The organism is Burkholderia sp. BDU5, from assembly GCF_001522845.1.
Classification (GTDB): Bacteria; Pseudomonadota; Gammaproteobacteria; order Burkholderiales; family Burkholderiaceae; genus Burkholderia; species Burkholderia mayonis.
Window position 1 is genome coordinate 33,727 of sequence record NZ_LOWC01000015.1, and the last position, 23,519, is coordinate 57,245.

The following is a 23,519-nucleotide window of genomic DNA, read 5'->3' on the forward strand; positions in this document are numbered from 1 at the left end:
ATGGCTGGTCACGACTCCGGTAGCGTAAAGCGCGGGCGGTCGCCGTCGTTCGGCGTATTCGTCCGCAAGCCCGTCGAGCGCGCGCCCACGAAAGAGGCGGGCGGCGGCGCGGCTGATTCGGAAGCAATTCGCATCGACACGGCGCAGTCGTGGCCGGACGATGCGGTCGAGGTTGGCGCGGTCGTCGATGCGTACGGCCTCAAAGGCTGGGTCAAGCTCGCGGCCCACGCCGGTGCGGGGCGAGGCGGCGATGCGCTCCTCGAGGCCCGCGATTGGTGGCTGCAAAAAGGCGCGGAGCGTAAATTCGCGCGCATCACGCAAGCGAAGTTGCATGGCGACGCGATCGTCGCGCATCCGGCCGGCTCCGCCGATCGCGATGCGGCACTCGCGTTGCGCGGTTTCCGCGTGTTCGTGCGTCGCGACGATTTCCCCGCGCTCGCCGACGGCGAGTTCTACTGGGTCGACCTGATCGGCCTCGACGTCGTCAACGAGGCGGGCGTCGCGCTCGGCAAGATCGCCGACATGATCGACAACGGCGTGCATTCGATCATGCGCGTCGAATATCCGACGACCGGCAAGGACGGCCGGCCGGTGGTCGGCGAGCGGCTGATTCCGTTCGTCGGCGTGTACGTGAAAGCGGTCGAGCAGGCGGCGGGGCGCATCGTCGTCGACTGGGAAGCCGATTACTGAAATGGACGAAGCCACGCAGAGCGCGATCCAGTTCGACGTCGTCACACTCTTTCCGGAGATGTTTCGCGCGTTGACCGACTGGGGCATTACGAGCCGCGCGGTGAAGCAGGGGCGGTTCGGCTTGCGTACGTGGAATCCGCGCGATTTCACGGCCGACAACTACCGCACCGTCGACGATCGTCCGTACGGCGGTGGTCCCGGCATGGTGATGCTCGCGAAGCCGCTCGAGGCGGCGATCGGCGCGGCGAAGGCCGCGCAGGCGGCGCAAGGTGCTGCGACGTCGCGCGTCGTGATGATGTCGCCGCAAGGCGCGCCGCTCACGCACGACCGCGTGATGCGGATGGTCGCGGAGCCGGGTGTCGTGCTGCTGTGCGGTCGCTACGAGGCGATCGACCAGCGCCTGATCGATCGTTGCGTCGACGAGGAACTGAGCCTCGGCGACTTCGTGCTGTCGGGCGGCGAATTGCCGGCGATGGCGCTGATGGACGCCGTCGTGCGCCAGCTTCCGGGCGTGTTGAACGATGCTCAGTCGGCGGTGCAGGACAGCTTTGCCGAAGGGCTGCTCGATTGCCCGCACTACACGCGCCCCGAGGAATACGAGGGCGTGCGCGTGCCGGACGTGCTGCTCGGTGGGCACCATGCCGAGATCGAGCGCTGGCGTCGGCAGGAAGCGTTGAGAAATACTCTGGCGAAGCGCCCTGATCTGATTGCGCGGGCGCGTCGCGAAAAGTTGCTGAGCCGGGCCGACGAGGCGTGGCTTGCAAGTCTCGCGAAAGAAGCGAAGCAGGCCTTCTGAGGCGGCGCTCCGTTCGCGAATATGGCGGCGTCATGCATGCGTGCGCGGCGCCTGATGTGAATCCATCCTCTATCGGGGCCGAGCCGGGCGACCGGCAGGTGCGAACGCCGACAAGATGGCTTTAGGAGTCAGTGATGAATCTGATTGAAAAACTTGAGCAGGAAGAGATCGAGCGCGCGCTCGCAGGCAAGACGATCCCCGAATTCGCCCCGGGCGACACGGTGATCGTGAACGTGAACGTGGTGGAAGGTAGCCGCAAGCGCGTTCAGGCTTACGAAGGCGTCGTGATCGCGAAGCGCAACCGTGGTCTGAACTCGTCGTTCATCGTCCGCAAGATTTCGTCGGGCGAAGGCGTCGAGCGTACGTTCCAGACGTACTCGCCGCTCTTGGCGAGCATCGTCGTGAAGCGTCGCGGCGACGTGCGTCGCGCGAAGCTGTACTACCTGCGCGAGCGTTCGGGCAAGTCGGCTCGGATCAAGGAAAAGCTGGTGTCGAAGGATCGCGCCGCTGCTGCGAAACAGTAAGCGCAGTCGGGAACGCGTGCCGGATCCAATTCGGTGTGCGTTCCGCCAGGCGTGGAAAGGCGCCGTGCGGATGCTTCCGCACGGCGTTTTTTTCGGCAGCCTGTCGAAAGCCGCGGCGGCGCCGCGGCTTTTTTGTATCCGCTGAATCCTCGTGTATCCGAGCGATCGCGGGTGCCTCGACGCACTGCGCGTGTGATGCCGGAAGCCGGCCGGCATTCCGGCGGCCCCGGATTTCGATCGCCGGTCCGAAAGCGCGCCGCATCCGCTCATAGAAACTGGCCGAGCGGCAGATCGAGATCGATCGTCGCGTGGCTCAGTTCCGCTGCGGCTGCCTGAGCCTTCGCCGAAAACAGTCGCATCAGGACGATCTTGTTCAGCGCGTCGCTGCGCAGTGCGCCGTCCGCATGGCTGCCGATCAGCGTGACACGCGAGGCGATCGGCCAGCGGCCGGCTCGCGCATAGAAGCTCGCGAGCGGCGGATCGCACGTGAACACGCCGATGTCGATGCCGCTCGCTTCCATCCACTGCGTCGCCGCCGCGACCGTGCGCGTTCCGAGCCCCGCGCGCCGGTGGGCGGGATCGGTCGCGACCCAACTGAGGCCGCCGATCGAAAAGCGTTCGCCTGCGTGCGAAATCGTCTTGCGCACGATCGCTGCGTAGCTGACGATGTCGATGCTCTTCGGCGCCGACACATAGAACGACATCGCGTCGAGGCGCGGGTCGTGGATCACGGGCGCCGTGTCGCCGGGTTCGCATGCGTCGTCGGGATCGACGCGTTGGTGCAGCAGGGCGAACTGGCGCCGAAGCGCTTCGGGCGCGTCGTTATAGCGAATCGAGCAGAGTGCGTAGGCGGTCGTCATGGCGTGTAGTCGTCGTGATGTCGGAAGGGCCCGGCGTGGCGCCGATCGCGGTTCATGTGGATCCGTCAATCGTCCGCCCGCCGGTTGTCGAATCGTGTTGCCGGAAGCGCGGCCGCGCTCGTGCAGGTTTCAGCCTTCCGGTATTCGCAGGTTGCGAGGTCGAATCGATCGGGTTCGTATCGATCCGTACGCGTTGGAAATTGGATCGAGCGACTCGATTCTCGGGCGGAGCAGCCGTGTCGAATGCGGTCACACTCAGGTTTCCCGCATCCGCGAGACGCGCGGACAGGGGCGCTGATGCGTGTCGCTTCCCGTTCGATTGCAATGGGCGTCGGGCGTCTCGTGAATGCCGAACGCATTGCGCAAATCGATCGGCAAGCAGGTCCACCCCGAACGAAATGTCGCCGCATTCGGAACGTGTGGCTTCCTCGGGCTCGATCGTCACGAGGCGACTTCGGGCGCGAAACCGGAAAGCACACGTGCGCCGCACCGACTATTTCCTGCTCATTTTGCGCGCCGGAAGGCCAGGCGGCCGGGATCCGTTCGGTTCACCGGAAAATACGCGCAAACGCTGTCACTCGCGCAGCGCCGTCGGCGATCGCGCTGGAAACTCGCTCGGCCTGACGGCAAATCGCTACCGCCGAATTCGTGCCGAACAGCTGGGGTTTGCGACTCGTATCCGTCCGCCGCCACGGCTCGAGCCGCCGCAGCCGCAGCCGCAGCCAGTCTAAACAGACTGCCTGGCGTATATTGTGGCGTTGCGTACTTTTTTGCGATCCAGCCGTCTTCAAGACGGCGTTTTGATATTTTTGCTCGTATTTCATCGGCGCCCGGCGTCCTCGGGCAACCCGAAGTCGAACTGTGGCGCTGAATCCGCTCGCCGGATCGAGACGTTTGAAAGAGCGAATGGGCGGCGCAAGCGCCACGCGACGGTATGACGAATTCGGCCGATACGGCGCGAGTCGACGCTCGCCGCATGCCGCTTGCCGTGAATCCGCCGCTGCAGCCAATCTTCGCGCACCGTTTCCGAGCCGAATATCCCGATGCACGTCGCTTCGAGCTTGGATTTGCCGAGTCCGGGCCCATCGACATTTCGCACGGTATTTTCCGCTGCTTTTTGCGTGCATTCGGCGGGCGAACTGCGGACGGCGCTATTCCGGCACCATATAATGAGCCGAGAATCGACAAAGAACGTCGGCCGAATCCGCAGCGGTTTTTTCTGTCGCCGATGACAGTGTCGTTCGACGATCCGCCGCGCCGAGCGCTTTTTTCTTTCCGGCGCGACAATATGATCGTATTCATTCCAAGAAGAGCGTCCCCCTTGATCCGTCGCCCCATCATCGACCCCGAAGTGCTGCCGATCGAGACGACCGGCGCCGGCCTGCCGGCCGTCCCGCCGCCGTTGCTGACGCCGGAGGGCCTGCGCGACCGTTTCGCGCGACCGCTCGAATGGATGCAGGAACCCGCCGAGGCGCAACTCGTCGAAGGCGTCGATCCGCGCAGCGCGGCCGTACTCGTGCCGATCGTCATGCGCGAGCGCGGCTTGACCGTGCTGCTCACGCAGCGCGCCGACCACCTGAACGACCACGCCGGCCAGATCAGCTTTCCGGGCGGGCGCCGCGAGCCCGACGATCTCGATGCGAACGCGACCGCGCTGCGCGAGGCGCACGAGGAGATCGCACTCGCGCGCGAGCGCGTCGAATTGCTGGGTGCGCTGCCCGACTATCTGACGGGTACTGGCTTTTGCGTGACGCCCGTCGTCGCGCTCGTGCATCCGCCTTTCACGGTGCAGGCGGACACGCTCGAAGTGGCCGAGATCTTCGAAGTGCCGCTCGATTTTCTGATGAATCCCGCGCATCATCAGGTGCGGGTGTTTCGCTGGGAGGGCGGCGAGCGCCGTTTCTTCGCGATGCCGTATCCGCGCGGCCCGGTCGGCGGCCAGTACTTCATCTGGGGGGCGACGGCCGGCATGCTGCGCAACCTGTACCGCTTCCTCGCGGCCTAGCGGCGGGCGCCACAGTCGACGCACGCCGCGGGCCATCCGGCGCGTCCGCTGTGCTATCGTTACGCGAAAAATCAATCATCCCAGAACGGCACGGCCCTTCGCATGACTTTCTTCTCGGTTCTCCTTGCCCTCATCATCGAACAGGTCCGCGCGCTGTCGCCGAGCAATCCGGTCTTCGCGCTGTTTCAGTCTCATGCGGAATCGGCTGCGCACGGCTTCGACGCCGGCAAGCGGAAGCATGGCGTGCTCGCGTGGCTCGTCGTCGTGCTGCCCTGGGTGCTTGCCGCCGGGCTCGTTTATTTCCTGCTGTACAAGGTGAGCTTCGTGCTCGCGTTTCTCTGGAATGTCGTCGTCGTGTACTTTACGCTCGGCTTCCGGCAGTTCAGCCATTACTTCACCGACATCCACCTCGCGCTCAACAACGACGATGTGCCGCGCGCGCGCGACATCCTGCGAGAATGGACGGGCATCGACACGGTCGACATGCCGGTCAGCGAGATCGTCCGCCATACGCTGATCCATGCGGTCGTCGCGTCGCACCGCCACGTGTTCGGCGTGTTCTTCTGGTTCGTTTTGCCGATCGGCCCCGCGGGCGCGGTGCTGTACCGGATCGCCGAATATCTGGCGCGTAGCTGGTCGGTGCAGGCGGACGACCGCACCGCGGCGTTCTCGACGTTCGCGCAGCGTGCGTTCTTCGTGATCGACTGGGTGCCGGCGCGCCTGACCGCGCTCGGCTTCGCGATCGTCGGCAACTTCGAGGATGCGATCTACGCGTGGCGCAATCACACGCGACAGTGGCCCGACCCGAACGACGGCGTGCTGCTCGCGGCCGGCAGCGGCGCGCTTGGCGCGCGGCTCGCAGGCCCGCTCGCGGAGCCGTCGAGCGTCGATGCGCTGGCGGCCGGCGACAGCGGCCCGATGACCGTCGGCGACGACTGCACGCCGCGCACGCTGCAGTCGGCCGTCGGCCTCGTGTGGCGCGCGGTGATCCTGTGGATGCTGCTCCTGCTGATGCTGACGATCGCCGTCTGGGTGTCGTGACGCGAAGGCGGGGCGTAGTGCGTTCTTCGTCCGGACCGGCGACGATCGCCGGAGAAAAAGCCGGCTTCGAGCCGTAATGCAGTTCAGTTAAGCATGGTTCGCCGTGGCCTTGCCGAACCAAGGAAAAGGGCCGCTCCGGTATCAATCGGAGCGGCCTTTTTGATCTCAACCGAACGGCATTAGGCTTCGAGCCGGCTTTTTTTGCATGTTCTGCGCTTGCTGCGGGTCGCGGACGCCCGAATGGGCGTCAAATACGCGTAAAGCGGGGCGAAGCGCTGCGTCAGCCGTCGCGCGGTTCGCGGTTCGCGCCGCAATGCCAGCACGCGGTGAACTGCGCGTCGAGCGTCTCGCCGCAGCGCGCGCAGCGCCACGGCGTCGCGCCGGCGGGCGGCCCGGCCGACGCCGCCTCGATCAGCCGCCGCGCGAGCGCCTCGTCGCGCTCGTCGTCGAGCCAGATTTCCGGCAGGCACGCGTCGATCGGCAGGCCGCCGAGCGCGCCGCCCGCGAAGCGGTTGTGCAGCTCGCAGCCGACGCCCGCCACGTCGAGTACGTTCGCCCAGTGCTGGGCGGTCGCGAGATCGGGGGCCCTGAAGCGCATCGCGGCGTCTCCTCTGTGCACGACGAATGGGCGAGCGGGCGGCTCGCGGCCGCCGAGGCGCCCGGCTAGCGGACGATCTGGCTCGCCTCGTGCACGAGCTGTGCGTACAGCGTGTGGCGCGAGGGCGCGATCTTGCCGTCGGCGACGGCTTCCAGGATCGCACAGCCAGGCTCGTGCAGATGATGGCAATTATAGAAACGGCAGTGCGGCAACAGCGGCCGGAACTCCGGGAACGCGCGCTCGAGGCGGCCTTCCGTCAGATGATAGAGCCCGAACTCCTGGAAGCCGGGCGAATCGATCAGCGCGCCGCCGTCGGCGAGCGGATAGAGGCGCGTGAACGTCGTCGTGTGGCGGCCGCTGTTGAGCGCTGCGGAGATCTCGCGCGTCGCCGCCTCGGCGTCGGGCACGAGCAGGTTCACGAGCGTCGATTTGCCCATCCCCGACTGGCCGAGCAGGATCGTCGAATGGCCGGCGAGGCGCGGCGCGAGCTGCGCGCGTGCGTCGTCGGGCGCGCCCTTGATCGATAGCTCGAGCACGTCGTAGCCGAGCGCGCGGTACGCCGCCAAACGCTCGCGCGCAACCGGCAGCGCGGCTTCGACATCGATCTTGTTCAGCAAGACGATCGGCTTCAGCTCGTTCGCCTCGGCGGCGATCAGCGCGCGGCCGAGCAGGTCTTCGCTGAAGTACGGCTCGGTCGCGAGCACGATCAGCAACTGATCGAGATTCGCGGCGAAGAGTTTCGACTTGAACTGGTCGGAGCGGTAGAGCAGGTTGCGCCGCTCACCGATCTCGACGATCACGCCCTGGTCGGCCGACGTCCGTTCGTAGACGACGCGGTCGCCGACCGCGACGTCGCTCTTCTTGCCGCGCGGAAAGCACTGCAGCATCGGGCCGCCGTCGGCGGGCGCGACGACGTAGTGGCGGCCGTGCGCGGCGATCACGCGTCCTTCGACGCGCTCGCCGCCGCGCGCGGCGGCCTTGGCCGGCTGCTTCGTCGGCGCGCGCTTCATGAGAGCTGGAGCAGCCGGTCGATCCGTTGCGACGCGGGCGGGTGCGAGTAGTAGAACGCGGTGTAGACGGGGTCGGGCGTGAGCGTCGACGCGTTGTCTTCGTAGAGCTTCACGAGCGCGTTGACGAGGTCGCGCGCGTCGGTCTGGCTCGCGGCGAACGCGTCGGCTTCGAACTCGTGCTTGCGCGAACTCAGGCTGCCGAGCGGCGTGACGAAAAACAGGAACACCGGCATCGACAGGAAGAACAGCACGAGCGCGACGCCCGCGTTGCTGCCTGCGAGCGACGGCATCACACCGAGGCCCGTGTAGAACCACGTGCGCTGCGCGAGCCAGCCGAGGAGCGCAAGGAGCGCGAGGCTCAGCGCGAACGTCCAGAGCATCCGCTTCATCACGTGGCGGCGTTTGAAATGGCCGAGCTCGTGCGCGAGCACGGCTTCGATTTCGTTGCCCGTCAGGCGGGCGAGCAGCGTATCGAAGAACACGATCCGCTTCGCGGCACCGAATCCCGTGAAATACGCATTGCCGTGCGCGGAGCGGCGGCTGCCGTCCATCACGAAGAGGCCCTTCGCCGCGAAGCCGCAGCGTTTCATCAGCCCCTCGATCCGCGTGCGCAGCGCGTCGTCGGACAGCGGCTCGAACTTGTTGAAGAGCGGCGCGATGAAGGTCGGATAGAGCACGAGGACGAGCAACTGGAAGCCGACCCACACGGCCCACGTCCACAGCCACCAGAGCGCTCCTGCCTGGTTCATCAGCCACAGCACGACGAACAGGAGCGGCAGCCCGAGCGCCGCGCCGAGGAGCGCGTTCTTTGCGAGATCGGCGAAGAACAGGCGCTTCGTCATCCGGTTGAAGCCGAAGCGCTCTTCGATGCCGAACTGGCGGTAGTACTCGAACGGCAGGTCGACGGCGCTCGAGATCGCGAGCACCGCGGCGACGAGCGCGACCTGCTGGCCGTAGCCGTGGCCGAGCCAGCCGGTGAGGAGCGAATCGAGCGCGCCGACGCCGCCGAGGAGCGTGAGCCCGACGAGCACGGCCGAGCCGACGACGATCTCGAACATCGTGAGCCGGGTGCGTTCGACCGTGTAGTCGGCGGCGCGCTGGTGCGCGGTAAGCGGGATCGTTTCGCGGAACTGCGCGGGCACGCGGCCGCGATGTGCGGCGACGAAGCGGATCTGCCGCGACGCGAGCCACAGCTTGGTGCCCGTCATCGCGACGAGCGCGACGGCGAAGAGCAGGGTGAAGGTATAGGCGGACATCGAGGGCGCTAGTGGTATCTATGCGAGAATTATATGTTCTTGCGGACCCGGCCCGCTTGTCGCTTGCCGGTCCGCGTGGCGGCGCGCGCGCCGCCCGTCCATTTCCCAGGATTGCTCATGACCGATATCTCTGCCGTGGCCGGCCAGCCCGCGCTCGTTCGCAACGAACTGAACCTCGTCTGGCTCGACATGGAAATGACAGGCCTGAACCCGGACAGCGACCGTATCATCGAGATCGCCGTCGTCGTCACCAATTCGACCCTCGACATCGCGGTCGAAGGCCCCGTGTTCGCGATCCATCAGAGCGACGAGACGCTCGCGAAGATGGACGACTGGAACAAGAACACGCACGGCCGTTCCGGCCTCATCGACCGCGTGCGCGCGTCGACCGTCACCGAGGCGGACGCCGCCGCGCAGATCGAGGCGTTCCTCGGCCAGCACGTGCCCCCTGGCAAGTCGCCGATGTGCGGCAACTCGATCTGCCAGGACCGCCGCTTCATGGCGCGCTGGATGCCGGAACTCGAGCGCTTCTTCCATTACCGCAACCTCGACGTCAGCACGCTCAAGGAGCTGTGCCGGCGCTGGCAGCCTGCGATCTACAAGGGCTTCCAGAAGCGCGCGATGCATACGGCGCTTGCCGACATCCACGAGTCGATCGACGAGCTCAAGTACTACCGCGAGCACTTCCTGATTCCGGCCGCGCCGGCAGGCGAAACCGCTTGAGCGGCGGTCCGCGCGTCGTGGCGCCGGGCCGGGGAGGCGGGCGGGCGTCGCTGCGCCGCGGCGATCATTTCGGCGCGCGCACCGCGCTCTTCGGCCGGAACGCCGCGCATACGGCCGGATTCGTCTCCGCGTAAGGGCCGCCGATCAGGTCGATGCAATACGGCACCGCAGCGAAAATGCCCGGCACCTCGACCTTGCCGCCGTCGCCGCGCAGCCCTTCGAGCGTTTCCTTGATCGATTTCGGCTGGCCGGGCAGGTTCACGATCAGCGCCGCGTGATCCGCGGCCTCGCGGATCACCGCGACCTGCCGAGACAGGATCGCGGTCGGCACGAAATTCAGGCTGATCTGCCGCATCTGCTCGCCGAAGCCCGGCATCTCCTTCGTCGCGACCGCGAGCGTCGCCTCGGGCGTCACGTCTCGGCGCGCGGGGCCCGTGCCGCCCGTCGTCAGCACGAGGTCGCAGCCGGCCGCGTCGACGAGCTCGACGAGCGTCGCCGAGATCGTCGGCGCGTCGTCCTGGATGAGCCGCGTCTCGGCCCGCCACGGCGACGCAAGCGCCGACGCGAGCCACTCCTTCAGCGCGGGAATGCCTTTGTCCTCGTAGACGCCGCTGCTGGCGCGGTCGCTGATCGACACGAGGCCGATCACGAGTTCGTCGGGATGGTTACGCTTCGTCGTCGTCATCGTCGGAAGAAGAGGCGTGATCGGGCGAATCGTCCGCGTCGCCTGCCGCGCCGCTCGCCGTCTTGATCCATTGGAACAGCTCGCGGAAGTAGCGGGGCGGCTTGCCCTGCTGCGCTTCCCTGCGCGCGTTGCGGATCAGCATGCGGCCTTCCTGCACGTCGGCGGCCGGATGCTCGTGGATGAACGCGGTCAGCGCGTCGTCGCTCGCGAGCAGTCGCTCTCGGGTGCGCTCGATCCAATGCAGGCGTGCGGTCTCTGCCTTGTTGACGCCGCGCTGCGTGTCGAGCGCCAGCCGCAGCGCGGCTGTTTCGTCGGCGGAGAGCGAGCGCATCACGCGGCCGACGTACTGGATCTGGCGGCGTTTGCCTTCATGATCGGTAATGCGGCGCGCCTCGCGCACGGCTTCGGCGAGATCTTCCGGCATCGGCATGCGCTTGAACGCATCCTTCGGCAACTCGACGAGGGCGACGCCCAGTTCCTGAAGCGCGTGCATGTCGCGCTTCAGTTGGGACTTGCTGGGGCGATCGTAACCGTGGCTGGCGTCTTCGGCGGCGGGCTCGATCGGTTGGATACGGGTTTTGCGTGTCATGGGCGGCATTGTATCGCGCCGCGCACCGCGCATCGCGTTCGCCGACCCGCGTCGCCCGCGCCGGACCTTGCTATGATCGCGGGATACGCACATTTTGAAACACGCGGGCGAACCGCCCGCCACCGGATACCACGACGATGGCTGCAAACCTCGACGCCCAGGCGCACTATTTCCCGCACACGCAGAACGAACTGAAAGAAATCGCGACGGATATCCTCCGGCACGCGAAGGCGCTCGGCGCGACCGACGCCGCGACCGAAATCTCCGAGGGCGACGGCCTGTCGGTGTCGGTGCGGCGCGGCGAGGTCGAGACGATCGAGCACAACCGCGACAAGACGGTCGGCGTGACCGTCTTCATCGGCAAGAAGCGCGGCAACGCGAGCACGTCGGATTTCTCGCCCGCCGCGCTGAAGGACACGGTCGCGGCCGCGTACAACATCGCGCGCTTCACGGCCGAGGACGACGCGGCGGGGCTCGCCGAAGCCGAGCTGCTCGAAACCGATCCGCGCGATCTCGATCTCTATCATCCGTGGCGCATCTCGGCCGACGAAGCGGTCGACATCGCGCGCCGCTCGGAGGACGCCGCGTTTGCGGTCAGCCCGCAGATCCGCAATTCTGAGGGCGCGAGCGTGTCCGCGCAGCACTCGCAGTTCGTGCTCGCGACGTCGCGCGGCTTTCTTGCCGGCTATCCGTACTCGCGCCACTACATCGCGTGCGCGCCGATCGCGGGCAGCGGCCGCCACATGCAGCGTGACGACTGGTACACGTCGAAGCGCCGCGCGGACGAGCTCGCTTCGCCCGAGTCGGTCGGCCGTTATGCGGCCGAGCGTGCGCTCGCGCGGATCGGCGCGCGCCGCCTCGATACGCGCAAGGTGCCGGTGCTGTTCGAGGCGCCGCTCGCGGCAGGCTTGCTCGGCGCGTTCGTGCAGGCGGTGAGCGGCGGCGCACTGTATCGCAAGACGTCGTTCCTCGTCGACAGCCTCGGCAAAGAGGTGTTCGCGCCGCACGTGCAGATCGTCGAGGACCCGCACGTGCCGCGCGCGATGGGCAGCGCGCCGTTCGACGAGGAAGGCGTTCGCACGCGCGCGCGCAGCGTCGTGAAGGACGGCGTCGTCGAGGGCTATTTCCTGTCGACGTACTCGGCGCGCAAGCTCGGCACGCAGACGACCGGCAACGCGGGCGGCTCGCACAACATCGCGCTGAAGAGCGCGCTCACGCGGCCGACCGACGACTTCGACGCGATGCTGAAGAAGCTCGGCACGGGTCTTTTGCTGACGGAACTGATGGGGCAGGGCGTCAACTACGTGACGGGCGACTATTCGCGCGGCGCGGCGGGCTTCTGGGTCGAGAACGGCGAGATTCAGTATCCGGTCGAGGAGATCACCGTCGCGAGCACGCTGCAGGAGATGTTCCGCCACATCGTCGCGATCGGCGCGGATTCGATCGTGCGCGGGACGAAGGCGACGGGCTCGGTGCTGATCGAGCAGATGACGATCGCGGGGCAGTGAGCGTCGCGATCGGTTCGATCGTGTAAAAGCAAAAAGCGCCACGGCAAGCGGCGCTTTAGAATGCTGACGAACCCCTCGTTTTTCGGAACGAGGGGTTTTGTCTTTTTGGGCGTCTTTGCCGCAGCGGCGCGTGGACGCGCGCCGCTGCCCGCGTCAGCCGGCGCGCTTGCGCCGGTAGACGACGAAAGCGTACGTGAAATCGTTCGGCTCCGCCGCGCGATGTGCGTCGCGCGACACCTCTTCCCATTGCGCGGGATCGGGCGCGGGAAACGACGCGTCTCCTTCGAAGTCCTTGTCGATCTCGGTGACGACCAGCTTGTCCGCGTGCCGCAGGCCCTCCGCGTAGAGCTGCGCGCCGCCGATCAGAAACGCCTCGGCCGCGCCGTCGCGCGCAGCGAGGGCGAGTGCGTCGTCGAGCGACGAAACCGTGTCGCAGCCGTCGAAGCGCCGCGCGGCGTCGCGCGTGACGACGATGTTGCGGCGACCGGGCAGCGGCCGGCCGATCGATTCATGCGTCTTGCGGCCCATGACGATCGGTGCGCCCATCGTCGTGCGCTTGAAGAACGCGAGATCCTCGGGGAGTTTCCACGGAAGTTGGTTGTCGCGGCCGATTACGCCGTTGCGGGCGCGTGCGACGATCAGGGTCAGCGTCGTCATGACGGAAAGAAAAGATGCCGAAGGGCACGATTTTACCGGATCGCGCATCGCGCGCCGTGCCGGCCTCGTTCGGCGCGGCGGGATGGGCGGCGTTTGCATCGCGTCGGTCCGAATGCCGCTTCGCGCGCGGCACGCGCGGCGACGGACGCCTCGCTCGCCGCGCCTTATACGTCATGCACCGTGCCGCATGCGCGGAACGCGCGCATCACGTGCGCTCGGCTTCGTCGCCGGCGTTGCCCGCGCCCGGCCGATGCGCGGCGCCCCATGACAGCTCGCGCAGCCCGTGCGACACCATCAGCCGATACAGCGTCGCGCGCGACACGCCGAGCTCGGCTGCCGCTTCCGTCAGGCGGTGGCGATGCCGCAGCAGCGACGCTTCGATCGTCCGGCGCTCGGCACGCTCGCGCGCTTCGGCGAGCGTCGTCGCCTGGCGCGTCGCGTACGGCGCGAGATCGAGATCGGCGGCCGATAGTTGGCGGCCGTCGGACATCACGATCGCGCGCCGGATCCGGTTGATCAGCTCGCGCACGTTGCCGGGCCACTGATAGTTGTACATCGCTTCGATCGCGCACGATGTGAAGCCGCGAATCCGGCGCGCGCCGTCGCTCCTGAACCGATGCAGGATGTGATGCGCGAGGATTTCGATGTCCTTGCCGCGCGCGCGCAGCGGTGGCTCTTCGAGCTTCAGCACGCACAGCCGGTGAAACAGGTCCTCGCGGAAGCGGCCTTCGCGCATCGCCGTTTCGAGATTGACGTGCGTCGCGGAGATGATCCGCACGTCTACCGCAATCGACTCGTGTCCGCCGAGGCGCTCGATCTTGCCTTCCTGCAGGAAGCGCAGCATGCTCGCCTGGCTTTCGAGCGGCATGTCGCCGATCTCGTCGAGGAACAGCGCGCCGCCGTCGGCCGCTTCGACACGGCCGATCTTGCGCTGGCTCGCGCCCGTGAACGCGCCGCGCTCATAGCCGAATAGTTCGGACTGCAGCAGATGATTCGGAATCGCGCCGCAGTTGATCGCGACGAACGGTGCCTTGCGGCGCTCCGAGCGCTCGTGGATCGCGAGCGCGGTCAGCTCTTTGCCGGTGCCGGATTCGCCGGAGATGAACACGGTCGCGTCGGTTGCGGCCACCTTGCGGATCATCCGGAACAACTGCTGCATCGCGTCGCATGCGCCGACCATCTCGTCGCCCGTCGTCTGGGCGATGCCCGCTGCGAAATCCAGATCGTACAGCGAGACCATCCCGTATGCGTGGCCGACGAGATAATCGATCGTCTCGTGCGGCGGCGGGCCTTGCGTGTAGTCGAAGCAGTACTGACGAATCAGCCGGCGCACGTCGGGATCGTTGATGCGCGTGTCGCCCGCGAGTGCGATCCAGCCGACCTGCTGCTGCCGCAGCACCAATTCAAGCGTCGACAGCTCGCGCGGCGCGAAACCGTCGAGATCCGCGATCCCCGCCTGTGGCTGGTTCGGCTTCACGCGGCGCGCCGCTTCGTTCGCCGAGCGCGCGACGTGCACGTTCCAGCGCCGCGCGCGCAGATGTTCGACGAGCGTCGTGTCGGGCGTGCGCGACAGGTAGACGAGCGGGCGTATGGCCTGCTCGTCCGCGCTCGGGTTGGTCGATGCGGACGAGGAATGCGTGGCGTGACCGGGCGGCGTGCAATCGGGGTAGGGACGGAAGTCGTGCACGATGCACCTCTGCAGATATTGTTCGGAACGTGTCGGGGATGCGCGCGTCGATAGTGGCTCGCGGCGCGTCGTATGCGTTGTCGGGCGCGATCGTCGGCATATGCGTATCGAAGGTGTGATCGAAGGCGTAATCGAAGCGGGCGCGCGGCGCGGGGATCGACGCCGGTCGGCTTGCGCTCGGCTCGCGCACCGATGCGGCGTAGGCGCATTCGGTCGGGATGGGCTGGTGGCGTCGAGCGCGATGTGCGTCGCGCGGTGCGCGGAAAACGTAAGCGCGCCGGCAGCGTCGTGTCGGCTGACGCAGCCGTGTTGTGTGGTCGTCGACCATGCCCGGCCGATCGCCGACCAGACGATCGAGGACACACGCGCACGACGCGCGGCGCGCGAATGCGGCTGGCCGAGCGGGCGTCGGCGCGATTTCCCCGGACATGTCGGTCCCCCCGTGGCGTGTCGCGTTGCGATCGTCGCGGCGCGATGCGCATTCCTCGGTAAGTCGTCGTCGGCTGCGTTTCAGCGCGGCGACCGCGAGTGATTGTCCTCCCAGTTGCCGGCATCGCCAGCGGTCTTCGTTTCGATGCTGCCGATTGCGCTCGTCGCGGCGAGTACGTTCGCTCGCCGCGCCGGGAAAACGTGCGCGACGATGCGACGTGTCGCCACGTCGTCGGCGTCGCGCATGCGTGGCGAATGTCTCGGCGTGTTCGCCGGCGCCGACATATTCGCATTCGTCGAGACGTATACCGCGCGATCCCGATCGCTTGGCTGAACGACGCACTTCGATGCGACGAATGAGCGGCCGTCATGCATCGAAGGCGTGTGCTGCGGATCGCCGAGACCCGAGTCGGTCGCGCGATTCGATGTCGATGTCGATTCGTGCGCGTCGTGCGGCGGATCGCCCGAACGATTGGACGACAAATCGACAAGCGGCGATCGATACGCAGCGAGCGATGCGCGGTTCCGATCGGCGATGCGCGAGCGCAGTCGCGCATCGCCGGCGATATTGCGCGCGGATCGTGTGCGATGCGAGTCGCAGCGACGGTGCATGCCGCACGAGGCGCTCGACACCGGCGCGATTGGCCGATCGTCGGCGGCCGTCGCGGCGAGGCCGTCGCGCGCTGCATCGACGCGATCGGCGCGCGCCAACCAGCGGGACAGGTCCGCGCGCGGCGTGAGGCCGGTTGCGCCGTGTGGAGCGGGGGGGAGCGGCGAAGCGAACGCGAAACCGATTGCCGACGCAAGCATCATCGCCGATGCAACGAAGAGGCGTTTCATCAGACACTCCGACATGTATGGATTCTGCTGCCAAAAAGAGTGCCCGCCGGGGGACGGAGCACCAAAACGTTCGCCGTTGCATGAACGGCTCCGGCTATCTGGATGACCTGGACGATTCCGATGAGATGCGCGAGCGCGTCGCCGTGGCGCAATGCCCGCTGCATTTCATGCCCCCCCGCCGGCTGTCCCAGACTTCCGTGTTTAGGGACCGCCTCGGATAGTTCGCTATCCGAGGCGGTTTCCGCTTTCGCGCTCAGCGTGCGGGTTGCGACGCTGTCGCGCTGAAGACCTGCTGTGCCCGCATGCCGATGCGCGGGCGACGGACCCCGCGGATTCGGCAATGCGATGCATCCGGCGCTCGTCGTCGCATGCGATGCGCCGTTCCGAGCGAGACGGATGGAGATGCGTGAGTGCTTCGGACTGGGGCGAGATGCGGCGGCCGTGTTCCGCGCATCGGTCGCGCTCGTGTGGCGCGGCTGCTCGCGCGAAACCGCGACGTCGTGATGATCGTGATCATCGCGAATGCGCAGCGCCTGTCGACGCGCGCCGCGCGATGCGATCGCATGCGTGCAGATCGCGCTGCCTGGAACCGCGCCCATCGGCTCAACGCGCACGATTGCGGCGGCGGAACCGGTCCGCAAAGCGTGCAACGCGCGGCGCGACGACGGCTGCGAGGCGTCGGGCAGTACAGCCATCTCGTCTCCTCTTCGTCTTGCGTGGTTTTGTCGCGGTGGGCCTGGCCCTTTACATGCGAGTCCGTCATCGCCTCGTATAGCTCGTGCCGTCGCCTCGAACCGTGCGCTGCGCATCGGACGGCACGGGCAGCGGTGTCGGCGGCCCAATCTCGTCCCACAGCGTCACGGCCGCGCTGCGGCCGGAGAGCGGCGTCGCGACGGGAACAGAGGCCGCCACACGCTCCCGCTGTCGCGCGAATACGCCGGCATCGACATGCACGAAACGCTCGGTCCATTCGGCAGCGGTGACATGCACGGGCTGCTTGTCGACGTTCCGGTATGTATCGTTTTCGTGCGCGATTGCGACGAAAGGCGACAACGCCGCAAACAATACCGTGAGCACTGTGACGATGAGATGTGGTCGATAGGCAAGACAAGCGGCGATGCGCATGACGTCTCTCCGGTTTGCCGGTGATCGAGCGAAATACATGCCACCGCGCGCCATCCGTTGACTGGACGAGCTGCCCGAATGCGCGGACGAATCGGGGTACGGCCAAACACGTGCAAAACGTTTCAGCTTTGAAACGGCCGATCGGGAATACCGCTGATTCAAAAATCGACGGATTAATCTAATCTTCCATTCAAGCGCACGACGAATTAAGCGAATCGTTAGATACAGTCTTTCGGAATATCAGCAGAGGAATGCAATTGATTTGATGCAGCCGATGCTGAAAAAAGATGATTTAATTCATTTGCTTTGTCGTGCGCTTGTCAGTAGGCTGAAACAACACAGATCCGAAAAATGGGGGGCGGCCGTGACCACCGCCTCTGATTTTCGAGCCAAGCGTCGATCTACGGGGAACGCAGTTCCAGTGGAAGTGAAAAATGACGAGCCGAGTCCTTTTCGTAGATCCCGGCTCGGTTCCGTCGCGCACCTGTGCCAGGCCGCGCGACGCAAATCGATTGACTGGGTGGCGTCATGGATGTTGCGGCAAGGCATCTCATTTACTATTCCCATCGTCCGAATGCGGATCTGCAGCGCTGTTTCGACCAGCATGGATGGCAGGCCGACGTTGTCGATTCGCCGCGCGAGATGCGGCGTTCCGCCGCGCGAGGCGTGATTGCCGGCGGGTTGCTCGATTTTTCGTGCGGAGTCGGGGCTGCGGAATTGCGCGAGCTCGAAGCGAGTCTGAAGACGCCGAACGTCGGCTGGATCGCGATGACGCGACGGGGGCAGATGGAAGAAGAGGCGGTGCGCCGGCTCGTGCGCGATTACTGCTTCGATTACGTGACGGTGCCTTACGAGCGCGAGCGCATCGTCGAGTCGGTCGGCCACGCGTATGGGATGGTCACGCTGTCGGAAGGGCTCGCGCCCGCCGCCGCGACCGTGCGCAACGAAGGCGAGATGGTCGGCACCTGCGATGCGATGCTCGCGCTCTTCAAGATGATCCGCAAGGTCGCCGCGACCGACGCGCCTGTGTTCATCTCCGGCGAATCGGGGACCGGCAAGGAACTGACGGCGGTCGCGATTCACGAGCGCTCGGCGCGCGCGAATGCGCCTTTCGTCGCGATCAACTGCGGCGCGATTCCGCCAACGCTCCTGCAAGCCGAGCTGTTCGGCTACGAGCGCGGCGCGTTCACCGGCGCGAACCAGCGCAAGATCGGCCGCATCGAAGCCGCGAACGGCGGCACGCTGTTCCTCGACGAGATCGGCGATCTGCCGTTCGAGAGCCAGGCGAGCCTGTTGCGCTTCCTGCAGGAGCACAAGGTCGAGCGCGTCGGCGGACATGCGTCGATTTCGGTCGACGTGCGGATCATCTCCGCGACGCATGTCGACATGCAGGTCGCGCTGCGCAACGGGCGCTTCCGCGAAGACTTGTATCACCGGCTGTGCGTGCTGAAGCTCGAGGAGCCGCCGTTGCGCGAGCGCGGCAAGGACATCGAGATCCTCGCGAAGCACATGCTCGAGCGCTTCAAGGGCGATGCGCACCGGCGGCTGCGCGGCTTCACGCCCGACGCGATCGCGGCGCTTCACAACTACGCGTGGCCGGGCAACGTGCGCGAGTTGATCAACCGGGTCCGGCGCGCGATCGTGATGTCGGAAGGGCGCATGATCAGCGCGGCCGATCTCGAGCTGTCGAACTACGCGGAGGTCGCGCCGATGTCGCTCGAGGAGGCGCGCGAGAGCGCCGAGCGGCATGCGATCGAAGTCGCGCTGCTGCGGCATCGCGGCCGGCTCGCGGACGCCGCGCGCGAGCTCGGCGTGTCGCGCGTGACGCTCTATCGGCTGCTTTGCGCGTACGGGATGCGCGACGACGGCAGCGCGCGCGGGAAGCGCGACGAGGACCTGCGTCGGGCCTGCTAGCGCGGGCCTTGCTAAAATGGCGGGCACGGCCGCTTCCCGCGGCCGGAGGAACCCGCATGAAACAGTATCTCGACCTCGTTCGCACCATTCTCGACGCCGGCGCCTGGCAAAGCAACCGTACGGGCATACGCACGATCAGCATACCCGGCGCGATGCTGCGCTTCGATCTGCAGCAGGGCTTTCCCGCCGTGACGACGAAGAAGCTCGCGTTCAAGTCGGCGATCGGCGAGCTCGTCGGTTTCCTGCGCGCAAAGCGCAGCGCGGCCGACTTCCGCGCGCTCGGCTGCAAGGTCTGGGACGCGAATGCGAATGAGAACGCGCAGTGGCTCGCGAATCCGTATCGCCGCGGCGACGACGATCTCGGCGATGTGTACGGCGTTCAGTGGCGACGCTGGCCGGGCTACAAGGTGCTCGACGCGCACGCCGACGCGCAGATCGCCGATGCGACGTCGCGCGGCTTTCGCGTCGTCGCTCGATTCGGAGAGGACGGCGCGCGCAAGGTGCTGCTCCACAAGGCGATCGATCAATTGCGCGACTGCCTCGACACGATCGAGCGCGATCCGTCGAGCCGCCGCATTTTGTTCCACGGCTGGAACCCCGCGGTGCTCGACGAGATCGCGCTGCCCGCGTGTCATCTGCTGTACCAGTTCCTGCCGAACGTCGAGCGACGCGAGATCTCGCTGTGCCTGTACATCCGCAGCAACGACGTCGGGCTCGGCACGCCGTTCAACCTCGCGGAAGGCGCGGCGCTCCTGGCGCTCGTCGGCCGGCTGACCGGCTACGCGCCGCGCTGGTTCACTTACTTCATCGGTGATGCGCACATCTACGAGAATCAGCTCGACATGCTGAAGCAGCAGCTCGAGCGCGAGCCGTTCGAGAGCCCGCGGCTCGAAATCGCCGAGCGTGTGCCCGATTACGCGAAGACGGGCAAGTACGAGCCGGAGTGGCTCGAGCGCGTCGAGCCGTCGGATTTCTCGCTCGTCGGCTATCGTCATCACGAGCCGCTGACCGCGCCGATGGCCGTCTGAGCGATCGAGCGGCGCGGGTGACGCGTGGTTCGTTCGTCATCCGACCCACAAAAAACCCACGAATTTCGTGGGTTTTTTTGTCGATGCCGGCCGGCCCGTTCATGCGTGCCGACGCTCGTCGCGATGTGCATCGAAGCCATGCTGCTGATCCGGACGCACCTGACGCGGAGGCTCCTGGCGCGGCGCGGGCGGCGGACTGTGCGGCGCGGCTTGCGGCGGCGGCGGCGCGGGACGCGGCTCCATCCGCGGCGCTTCCATGCGCGGAGCCGGCATCCGCGGCGCTTCCATCCGCGGGGCTTCCATTTGCGGACGCGGCGCAGGGGCGGGCGCGCGATATTCGTTGCGCGGCGCGGGCGGCGCGACTTCCTGGCGCGGCATTTCGCGCGGTGCGGCGCGCGGCGCTTCGGCAGCGCGCATTTCGTTGCGCGGCGCAGGCGAGCCCGGCTGCGGCTGTGCGCGCTCGGCGGGCTGCGGCGCGGCGTGCGTCGGCGTTGGCGTCGAACGGATCGGCGGCACTGCGTTCTGCGTCGGCGACCGGTAATTGAGCGGCGGATTCGGCGTGCCGCTCTCACGCGACTGGCCGCCGTTCGCGCGTTGCTGCCCGATCGGCGGATGCGGTTGTGTCCACGACGGCTGCGGGCGCTGCGCTTCGCCCGGCGCGCGTGCTTCATTGCGCGCGCCCGGGTTGTTGCCGGCCGCGGGCGGCCGCGGCACGCCGTTGTTGATCGACGGCGCGGCATTCGGCCGCATCGCGTTTTGCGGCCCGGCGGTCGCGCCCGGAACGGCAGGCGCGTGCGGCGCGTTAAGCTGCGCGCCGCCCGGCTGCGGGATACCGGGACGTGCGATGTTCGGCTGCGCGGTATTCGGTTGGGCTGCATTCGGCTGCGGCATGTTCGGCGGCTGCGGTCGCTCGCCCGCGCGCGCGGCTGGATTGCCGACGCCGCCCTGCGGTCCGCGTCCCGGCTGCGCGACGGGCACGTGCGTGTCGACGAGCTGCACGTTGCGCATCGCCCAGCGGTTCGGCGCGCCCGTGTTTTCGGGCGAACGCATGGGCCGCATCGCATAGTTCGGCGGCACTGCGGTCTTCACGACGGGCGCGCCCGCGCCCGGCACCCGCGCGCCGCTTTGCGCGAGATGCGCGGCGAGCTGGTCGCGATACGCGGCCGGCACGACGGGGTTGCGCGTCGCGACGATCGAGCGCTGCTCGGCGGCCGCGGGCGGCCGGTACGCGGCGCTGCGCAGCGCGCCGTTGAAGCTCTGCCGCACCGGCGCGACACCGGGCGCGCCCGAGCCGATATGCGCGTTGCGCCATTGCTGCGGATCGACCTTGTGCGCGAAGCGCGACACCGGCTGCCCATGGACGAACGCGGTCGCGGGCACGGCCGTCACCGCGTTCGGCGCACGGAAGTTCACGTACGTGTTGTGGATGTTCGTCACGTTCACCGTCTTGTTGACGTTGATGTTGTTGACGTTGTTCACGATCACCGTCTGGTTCACGTGCTGGTAGTAGCGTGGGCTCCAGCCGCCCCAGCTCGGCCGCCACGGGTCGTGCGGGCCGAGCGGGAACCATGCGACGCCCGCCGCCGCGATTCCGCCGACCGCGAGGCCCACGCTCCAGTCGAAGCCGCCGCCGCCTCCGCCGACGAACGCGACGAGCGCAGGCGCGTAGCACGGCGGCGCACTGACGACGAGCGGGCCCGGCACCCATGCCCACGAGTCGTCGACGTACGCCCAGCGGCCGTAGTGGTACGGTGCGAAGCCCCACGGCTCGTCGTCGACCCAGGTCCAGCCCCACGGCGCCTGCCAGATCCAGTGGCCGGTGTGGTACGGCGCCCAGCCGGCGGGCACTGCGCTCGGCACCCACACTTCGCCGTAATCGGGGTCGTCGCGCCACGTCCCGTTTGCGTCGAGATCCTGGTAGCCCGGGATTTCGCGCGACACGTAGCGGGCCGTCACCGAGCGTTCCTCGGCGGCGTCGCGGCTCGCGGCCCAGTCGTCGAGACCGTCGGGCGGCGGCACGGCGCCCGTGTCCGCGACCTGCAGCCCGGTGCCCGTGAAGACGACCCGCTGTCCGGCCGATACCGGCATCTGCGTGCCGTCGCCGTAGACGGTTGCGCTGCCGCGCCGCACGCTGACGGTCGTGCTCGATCCGTCGGATGCGACGTCGACGCGGTAGTCGCCGGGGGCGCCGACGGCGAGCGCGAGGTTCGGCGTGTCGATCTCGTACGACGCGCCGGGCGGCAGCTCGCGCACGTGCGTCGACAGCGTGCCGAGCGGCACCTTGAGCTGCGTGTTCGTGTCGTCGAGATTGAGGATCGACAGGCTCGTCGACTGCCCGAGGCGCACCGCGGTCGAGCCGATGTGCAGCTCGGAGCGCGCGCCCGAGTCGTTCCACAACTGGTCGCCCGTCGTAAGCGGGCGGTTGACCGCCGCGTACGACCAGTCGCTCGCGCCCGCGGGCTCGGTCGTCACGGCGCCCGACAAGTAGTTGAGGCGCGCGACGCGGCTCGGCGGATCGCCGCCCGTTTGCCGGGCGATGCCGGCGGGCTGCGCGTCGACGGTCTGAGCGATGGCCGGCGGCAGCGCGGCGAGCGCGGCGACGGCGATGAGCGTGTGACGGGCGATGCGCGAAAGCGCAAGCGGATTACGAGCGGCAAGCATGGTCATCATTGTCTCTGTTATGTCCGGCGTGGCACGCGCCGTATGAGTTCACTCTATCCGCTCGGCATGTTTCAGGGACGGTCGTTTTGTAATGTGATTTGACGTGCGTGTAACAAGACTTGTCGATGCACGGGAATTCGTCAGAACGATGAAAGCGCGCGTCATTCGCCGGTAAGCAGCGCGTCGAATTCGCGCTGGCCGGCGGGCGTCACGCGCAGTACGCGCGGCTTGCCCGCGTGCTCGATCCAGCCGTGCCGGCAGAAGCTGTCGAGGAGCGCCGCGCCGAGCGCGCCGCCCAGGTGCGGACGGCGCTCGCTCCAGTCCGGGCACGTGCATGCGAAGCGGCGGCGCTTCGCGCGCTGGCCGCCGACGTCGATGCCCCATTGCGCGAATTGCGCGGCGCCCGCGGCGGTCGCGTCGAGCGCGCCGTCCGCCGTCGCAAGCCAGCCGCGCGACATCAGCCGCTCGAACACCTGCACTGCGAGCTCGCCCGCCATGTGGTCGTAGCAGGTGCGCGCGTAGCGCATGTCGGGCGGCACCGTGCGTGCCGGCTGCGGGGTCGGGCGCTGTGGCGCGGCCGCCTGCGCGACGTTTGCGAGCGCCTCGATCGCCGCGGCGATGTCGGGCGACGCGATCCGGTAGTAGCGATGGCGGCCGCGCACGTCGAGCGCGAGCAGGCCGCCGTCCGCGAGTCGCGCGAGATGCGCGCTCGCCGCCGACGGCGACAGCCCGGCGATCATCGTCAGCTCGCCCGCGGGGCGCGCGCTGCCGTCCATCAGCGCCCAGAGCATCGCGGCGCGTCCGGGGTCGGCGAGCAGCGCAGCGAGGCGGCTCAGGCCGGGAAAGTGGTGGTGGCGATCGGAAACGGACATCGTTGGACCTCGGAGGGGATA

General features: G+C 67.5%; 24 protein-coding genes. 10 read left to right on the forward strand and 14 right to left on the reverse strand.

The features are described 5' to 3' along the window. The 3 genes from rimM (at position 1) to rplS (ending at position 2,010) form a co-directional block, all read left to right on the forward strand. A complete protein-coding gene (gene rimM, locus WS69_RS03415; protein ID WP_059469411.1) occupies positions 1-690 on the forward strand; it encodes a ribosome maturation factor RimM in 690 nt (229 codons plus the stop codon). A 1-nt stretch (position 691) separates the two neighbouring features. Then, the gene (gene trmD, locus WS69_RS03420; protein WP_059469412.1) at positions 692-1,486 is read left to right on the forward strand and encodes a tRNA (guanosine(37)-N1)-methyltransferase TrmD; all 795 of its coding nucleotides are present in this window, start codon (positions 692-694) and stop codon (positions 1,484-1,486) included. 134 nt (positions 1,487-1,620) lie between these two features. Beyond that, the gene (gene rplS, locus WS69_RS03425) at positions 1,621-2,010 is read left to right on the forward strand and encodes a 50S ribosomal protein L19 (RefSeq protein ID WP_059469413.1); all 390 of its coding nucleotides are present in this window, start codon (positions 1,621-1,623) and stop codon (positions 2,008-2,010) included. Between the two features lie 266 nt (positions 2,011-2,276). Here rplS and WS69_RS03430 read toward each other — a convergent pair whose 3' ends face one another. Continuing rightward, positions 2,277-2,870 (reverse strand): GNAT family N-acetyltransferase, encoded by a 594-nt coding sequence (locus WS69_RS03430; protein WP_059469414.1) that lies wholly within the window; start codon positions 2,868-2,870, stop codon positions 2,277-2,279. A gap of 548 nt (positions 2,871-3,418) precedes the next feature. Further along, positions 3,419-3,694: a hypothetical protein gene (locus tag WS69_RS32900; protein ID WP_156437914.1), complete on the reverse strand. Its 276-nt coding sequence runs from the start codon at positions 3,692-3,694 to the stop codon at positions 3,419-3,421. A gap of 497 nt (positions 3,695-4,191) precedes the next feature. Here WS69_RS32900 and WS69_RS03435 point away from each other — a divergent pair, with 497 nt between their 5' ends. Next, positions 4,192-4,875: a CoA pyrophosphatase gene (locus WS69_RS03435; RefSeq protein ID WP_059469415.1), complete on the forward strand. Its 684-nt coding sequence runs from the start codon at positions 4,192-4,194 to the stop codon at positions 4,873-4,875. A gap of 102 nt (positions 4,876-4,977) precedes the next feature. After that, complete coding sequence (locus WS69_RS03440; protein ID WP_059469416.1) at positions 4,978-5,916, forward strand: CobD/CbiB family protein; 939 nt, start codon at positions 4,978-4,980, stop codon at positions 5,914-5,916. A 280-nt stretch (positions 5,917-6,196) separates the two neighbouring features. On the opposite strand, the gene WS69_RS03445 is transcribed toward WS69_RS03440, so the two are convergent. From WS69_RS03445 to WS69_RS03455, 3 genes are all read right to left on the reverse strand, one after another. Then, on the reverse strand, positions 6,197-6,514 hold the full coding sequence (locus tag WS69_RS03445) for a putative signal transducing protein (RefSeq protein WP_059469417.1): 318 nt from the start codon (positions 6,512-6,514) through the stop codon (positions 6,197-6,199). 65 nt (positions 6,515-6,579) lie between these two features. Beyond that, the gene (rsgA, locus tag WS69_RS03450) at positions 6,580-7,524 is read right to left on the reverse strand and encodes a ribosome small subunit-dependent GTPase A (RefSeq protein WP_059469418.1); all 945 of its coding nucleotides are present in this window, start codon (positions 7,522-7,524) and stop codon (positions 6,580-6,582) included. Continuing rightward, a complete protein-coding gene (locus tag WS69_RS03455; RefSeq protein ID WP_059469419.1) occupies positions 7,521-8,780 on the reverse strand; it encodes a M48 family metallopeptidase in 1,260 nt (419 codons plus the stop codon). The genes rsgA and WS69_RS03455 overlap by 4 nt, the downstream gene beginning before the upstream one ends. A gap of 117 nt (positions 8,781-8,897) precedes the next feature. Between WS69_RS03455 and orn the strand changes: the two genes are divergently transcribed. Continuing rightward, a complete protein-coding gene (gene orn / locus WS69_RS03460) occupies positions 8,898-9,503 on the forward strand; it encodes an oligoribonuclease (protein WP_010105445.1) in 606 nt (201 codons plus the stop codon). Positions 9,504-9,567: 64 nt separating this feature from the next. Here orn and mog read toward each other — a convergent pair whose 3' ends face one another. Both mog and yjgA read right to left on the reverse strand, forming a co-directional pair. Then, complete coding sequence (gene mog / locus WS69_RS03465) at positions 9,568-10,188, reverse strand: molybdopterin adenylyltransferase (protein ID WP_082715908.1); 621 nt, start codon at positions 10,186-10,188, stop codon at positions 9,568-9,570. After that, positions 10,169-10,777 (reverse strand): ribosome biogenesis factor YjgA, encoded by a 609-nt coding sequence (gene yjgA / locus WS69_RS03470; protein WP_059469507.1) that lies wholly within the window; start codon positions 10,775-10,777, stop codon positions 10,169-10,171. The genes mog and yjgA overlap by 20 nt, the downstream gene beginning before the upstream one ends. Before the next feature lie 137 nt (positions 10,778-10,914). On the opposite strand from yjgA, the gene pmbA reads away from it, so the two are divergent. Continuing rightward, positions 10,915-12,285, forward strand: a complete 1,371-nt coding sequence (gene pmbA / locus WS69_RS03475) for a metalloprotease PmbA (RefSeq protein WP_059469420.1) — start codon at positions 10,915-10,917, stop codon at positions 12,283-12,285. Positions 12,286-12,438: 153 nt separating this feature from the next. On the opposite strand, the gene WS69_RS03480 is transcribed toward pmbA, so the two are convergent. From WS69_RS03480 to WS69_RS03505, 5 genes are all read right to left on the reverse strand, one after another. Next, positions 12,439-12,942 (reverse strand): dihydrofolate reductase, encoded by a 504-nt coding sequence (locus WS69_RS03480; RefSeq protein ID WP_059469421.1) that lies wholly within the window; start codon positions 12,940-12,942, stop codon positions 12,439-12,441. A 205-nt stretch (positions 12,943-13,147) separates the two neighbouring features. Beyond that, the gene (locus WS69_RS03485; RefSeq protein ID WP_059469422.1) at positions 13,148-14,629 is read right to left on the reverse strand and encodes a sigma-54 dependent transcriptional regulator; all 1,482 of its coding nucleotides are present in this window, start codon (positions 14,627-14,629) and stop codon (positions 13,148-13,150) included. A 510-nt stretch (positions 14,630-15,139) separates the two neighbouring features. Continuing rightward, positions 15,140-15,304 (reverse strand): hypothetical protein, encoded by a 165-nt coding sequence (locus WS69_RS32905; protein ID WP_156437919.1) that lies wholly within the window; start codon positions 15,302-15,304, stop codon positions 15,140-15,142. A 593-nt stretch (positions 15,305-15,897) separates the two neighbouring features. Then, positions 15,898-16,593, reverse strand: a complete 696-nt coding sequence (locus WS69_RS32910; protein WP_156437921.1) for a hypothetical protein — start codon at positions 16,591-16,593, stop codon at positions 15,898-15,900. 64 nt (positions 16,594-16,657) lie between these two features. Beyond that, positions 16,658-17,023, reverse strand: coding sequence for a hypothetical protein (locus tag WS69_RS03505; protein WP_059469426.1), 366 nt, complete (start codon positions 17,021-17,023; stop codon positions 16,658-16,660). Between the two features lie 265 nt (positions 17,024-17,288). On the opposite strand from WS69_RS03505, the gene WS69_RS34460 reads away from it, so the two are divergent. From WS69_RS34460 to WS69_RS03515, 3 genes are read left to right on the forward strand one after another with little or no spacing between them, the layout of a single operon-like run. Further along, complete coding sequence (locus WS69_RS34460; protein ID WP_231747070.1) at positions 17,289-17,693, forward strand: hypothetical protein; 405 nt, start codon at positions 17,289-17,291, stop codon at positions 17,691-17,693. After that, complete coding sequence (locus WS69_RS03510; RefSeq protein ID WP_231747067.1) at positions 17,606-18,937, forward strand: sigma-54 dependent transcriptional regulator; 1,332 nt, start codon at positions 17,606-17,608, stop codon at positions 18,935-18,937. Before WS69_RS34460 ends, WS69_RS03510 begins: the two co-directional genes overlap by 88 nt. A 56-nt stretch (positions 18,938-18,993) precedes the next feature. Continuing rightward, positions 18,994-19,965: a thymidylate synthase gene (locus WS69_RS03515; RefSeq protein ID WP_059469428.1), complete on the forward strand. Its 972-nt coding sequence runs from the start codon at positions 18,994-18,996 to the stop codon at positions 19,963-19,965. 99 nt (positions 19,966-20,064) lie between these two features. On the opposite strand, the gene WS69_RS03520 is transcribed toward WS69_RS03515, so the two are convergent. Then, positions 20,065-22,626, reverse strand: coding sequence for a DUF6600 domain-containing protein (locus WS69_RS03520; protein ID WP_059469509.1), 2,562 nt, complete (start codon positions 22,624-22,626; stop codon positions 20,065-20,067). Positions 22,627-22,787: 161 nt separating this feature from the next. Then, entirely contained in the window at positions 22,788-23,498 is a 711-nt protein-coding gene (locus WS69_RS03525) for an ArsR/SmtB family transcription factor (protein WP_059469429.1), read from the reverse strand. Positions 23,499-23,519: the final 21 nt, after the last annotated feature.

Excerpts from the sequence above, each read along its gene's own strand:
- rimM (WP_059469411.1), top strand. The coding sequence starts at position 1 with ATGGCTGGTCACGACTCCGGTAGCGTAAAGCGCGGGCGGTCGCCGTCG.
- trmD (WP_059469412.1), top strand. The coding sequence starts at position 692 with ATGGACGAAGCCACGCAGAGCGCGATCCAGTTCGACGTCGTCACACTC.
- rplS (WP_059469413.1), top strand. The coding sequence starts at position 1,621 with ATGAATCTGATTGAAAAACTTGAGCAGGAAGAGATCGAGCGCGCGCTC.
- WS69_RS03430 (WP_059469414.1), bottom strand. The coding sequence starts at position 2,870 with ATGACGACCGCCTACGCACTCTGCTCGATTCGCTATAACGACGCGCCC.
- WS69_RS32900 (WP_156437914.1), bottom strand. The coding sequence starts at position 3,694 with ATGAAATACGAGCAAAAATATCAAAACGCCGTCTTGAAGACGGCTGGA.
- WS69_RS03440 (WP_059469416.1), top strand. The coding sequence starts at position 4,978 with ATGACTTTCTTCTCGGTTCTCCTTGCCCTCATCATCGAACAGGTCCGC.
- WS69_RS03445 (WP_059469417.1), bottom strand. The coding sequence starts at position 6,514 with ATGCGCTTCAGGGCCCCCGATCTCGCGACCGCCCAGCACTGGGCGAAC.
- rsgA (WP_059469418.1), bottom strand. The coding sequence starts at position 7,524 with ATGAAGCGCGCGCCGACGAAGCAGCCGGCCAAGGCCGCCGCGCGCGGC.
- WS69_RS03455 (WP_059469419.1), bottom strand. The coding sequence starts at position 8,780 with ATGTCCGCCTATACCTTCACCCTGCTCTTCGCCGTCGCGCTCGTCGCG.
- orn (WP_010105445.1), top strand. The coding sequence starts at position 8,898 with ATGACCGATATCTCTGCCGTGGCCGGCCAGCCCGCGCTCGTTCGCAAC.
- mog (WP_082715908.1), bottom strand. The coding sequence starts at position 10,188 with ATGACGACGACGAAGCGTAACCATCCCGACGAACTCGTGATCGGCCTC.
- yjgA (WP_059469507.1), bottom strand. The coding sequence starts at position 10,777 with ATGACACGCAAAACCCGTATCCAACCGATCGAGCCCGCCGCCGAAGAC.
- pmbA (WP_059469420.1), top strand. The coding sequence starts at position 10,915 with ATGGCTGCAAACCTCGACGCCCAGGCGCACTATTTCCCGCACACGCAG.
- WS69_RS03480 (WP_059469421.1), bottom strand. The coding sequence starts at position 12,942 with ATGACGACGCTGACCCTGATCGTCGCACGCGCCCGCAACGGCGTAATC.
- WS69_RS32905 (WP_156437919.1), bottom strand. The coding sequence starts at position 15,304 with ATGCGCGACGCCGACGACGTGGCGACACGTCGCATCGTCGCGCACGTT.
- WS69_RS32910 (WP_156437921.1), bottom strand. The coding sequence starts at position 16,593 with ATGGCTGTACTGCCCGACGCCTCGCAGCCGTCGTCGCGCCGCGCGTTG.
- WS69_RS03505 (WP_059469426.1), bottom strand. The coding sequence starts at position 17,023 with ATGCGCATCGCCGCTTGTCTTGCCTATCGACCACATCTCATCGTCACA.
- WS69_RS34460 (WP_231747070.1), top strand. The coding sequence starts at position 17,289 with ATGCAGCCGATGCTGAAAAAAGATGATTTAATTCATTTGCTTTGTCGT.
- WS69_RS03515 (WP_059469428.1), top strand. The coding sequence starts at position 18,994 with ATGAAACAGTATCTCGACCTCGTTCGCACCATTCTCGACGCCGGCGCC.
- WS69_RS03520 (WP_059469509.1), bottom strand. The coding sequence starts at position 22,626 with ATGCTTGCCGCTCGTAATCCGCTTGCGCTTTCGCGCATCGCCCGTCAC.
- WS69_RS03525 (WP_059469429.1), bottom strand. The coding sequence starts at position 23,498 with ATGTCCGTTTCCGATCGCCACCACCACTTTCCCGGCCTGAGCCGCCTC.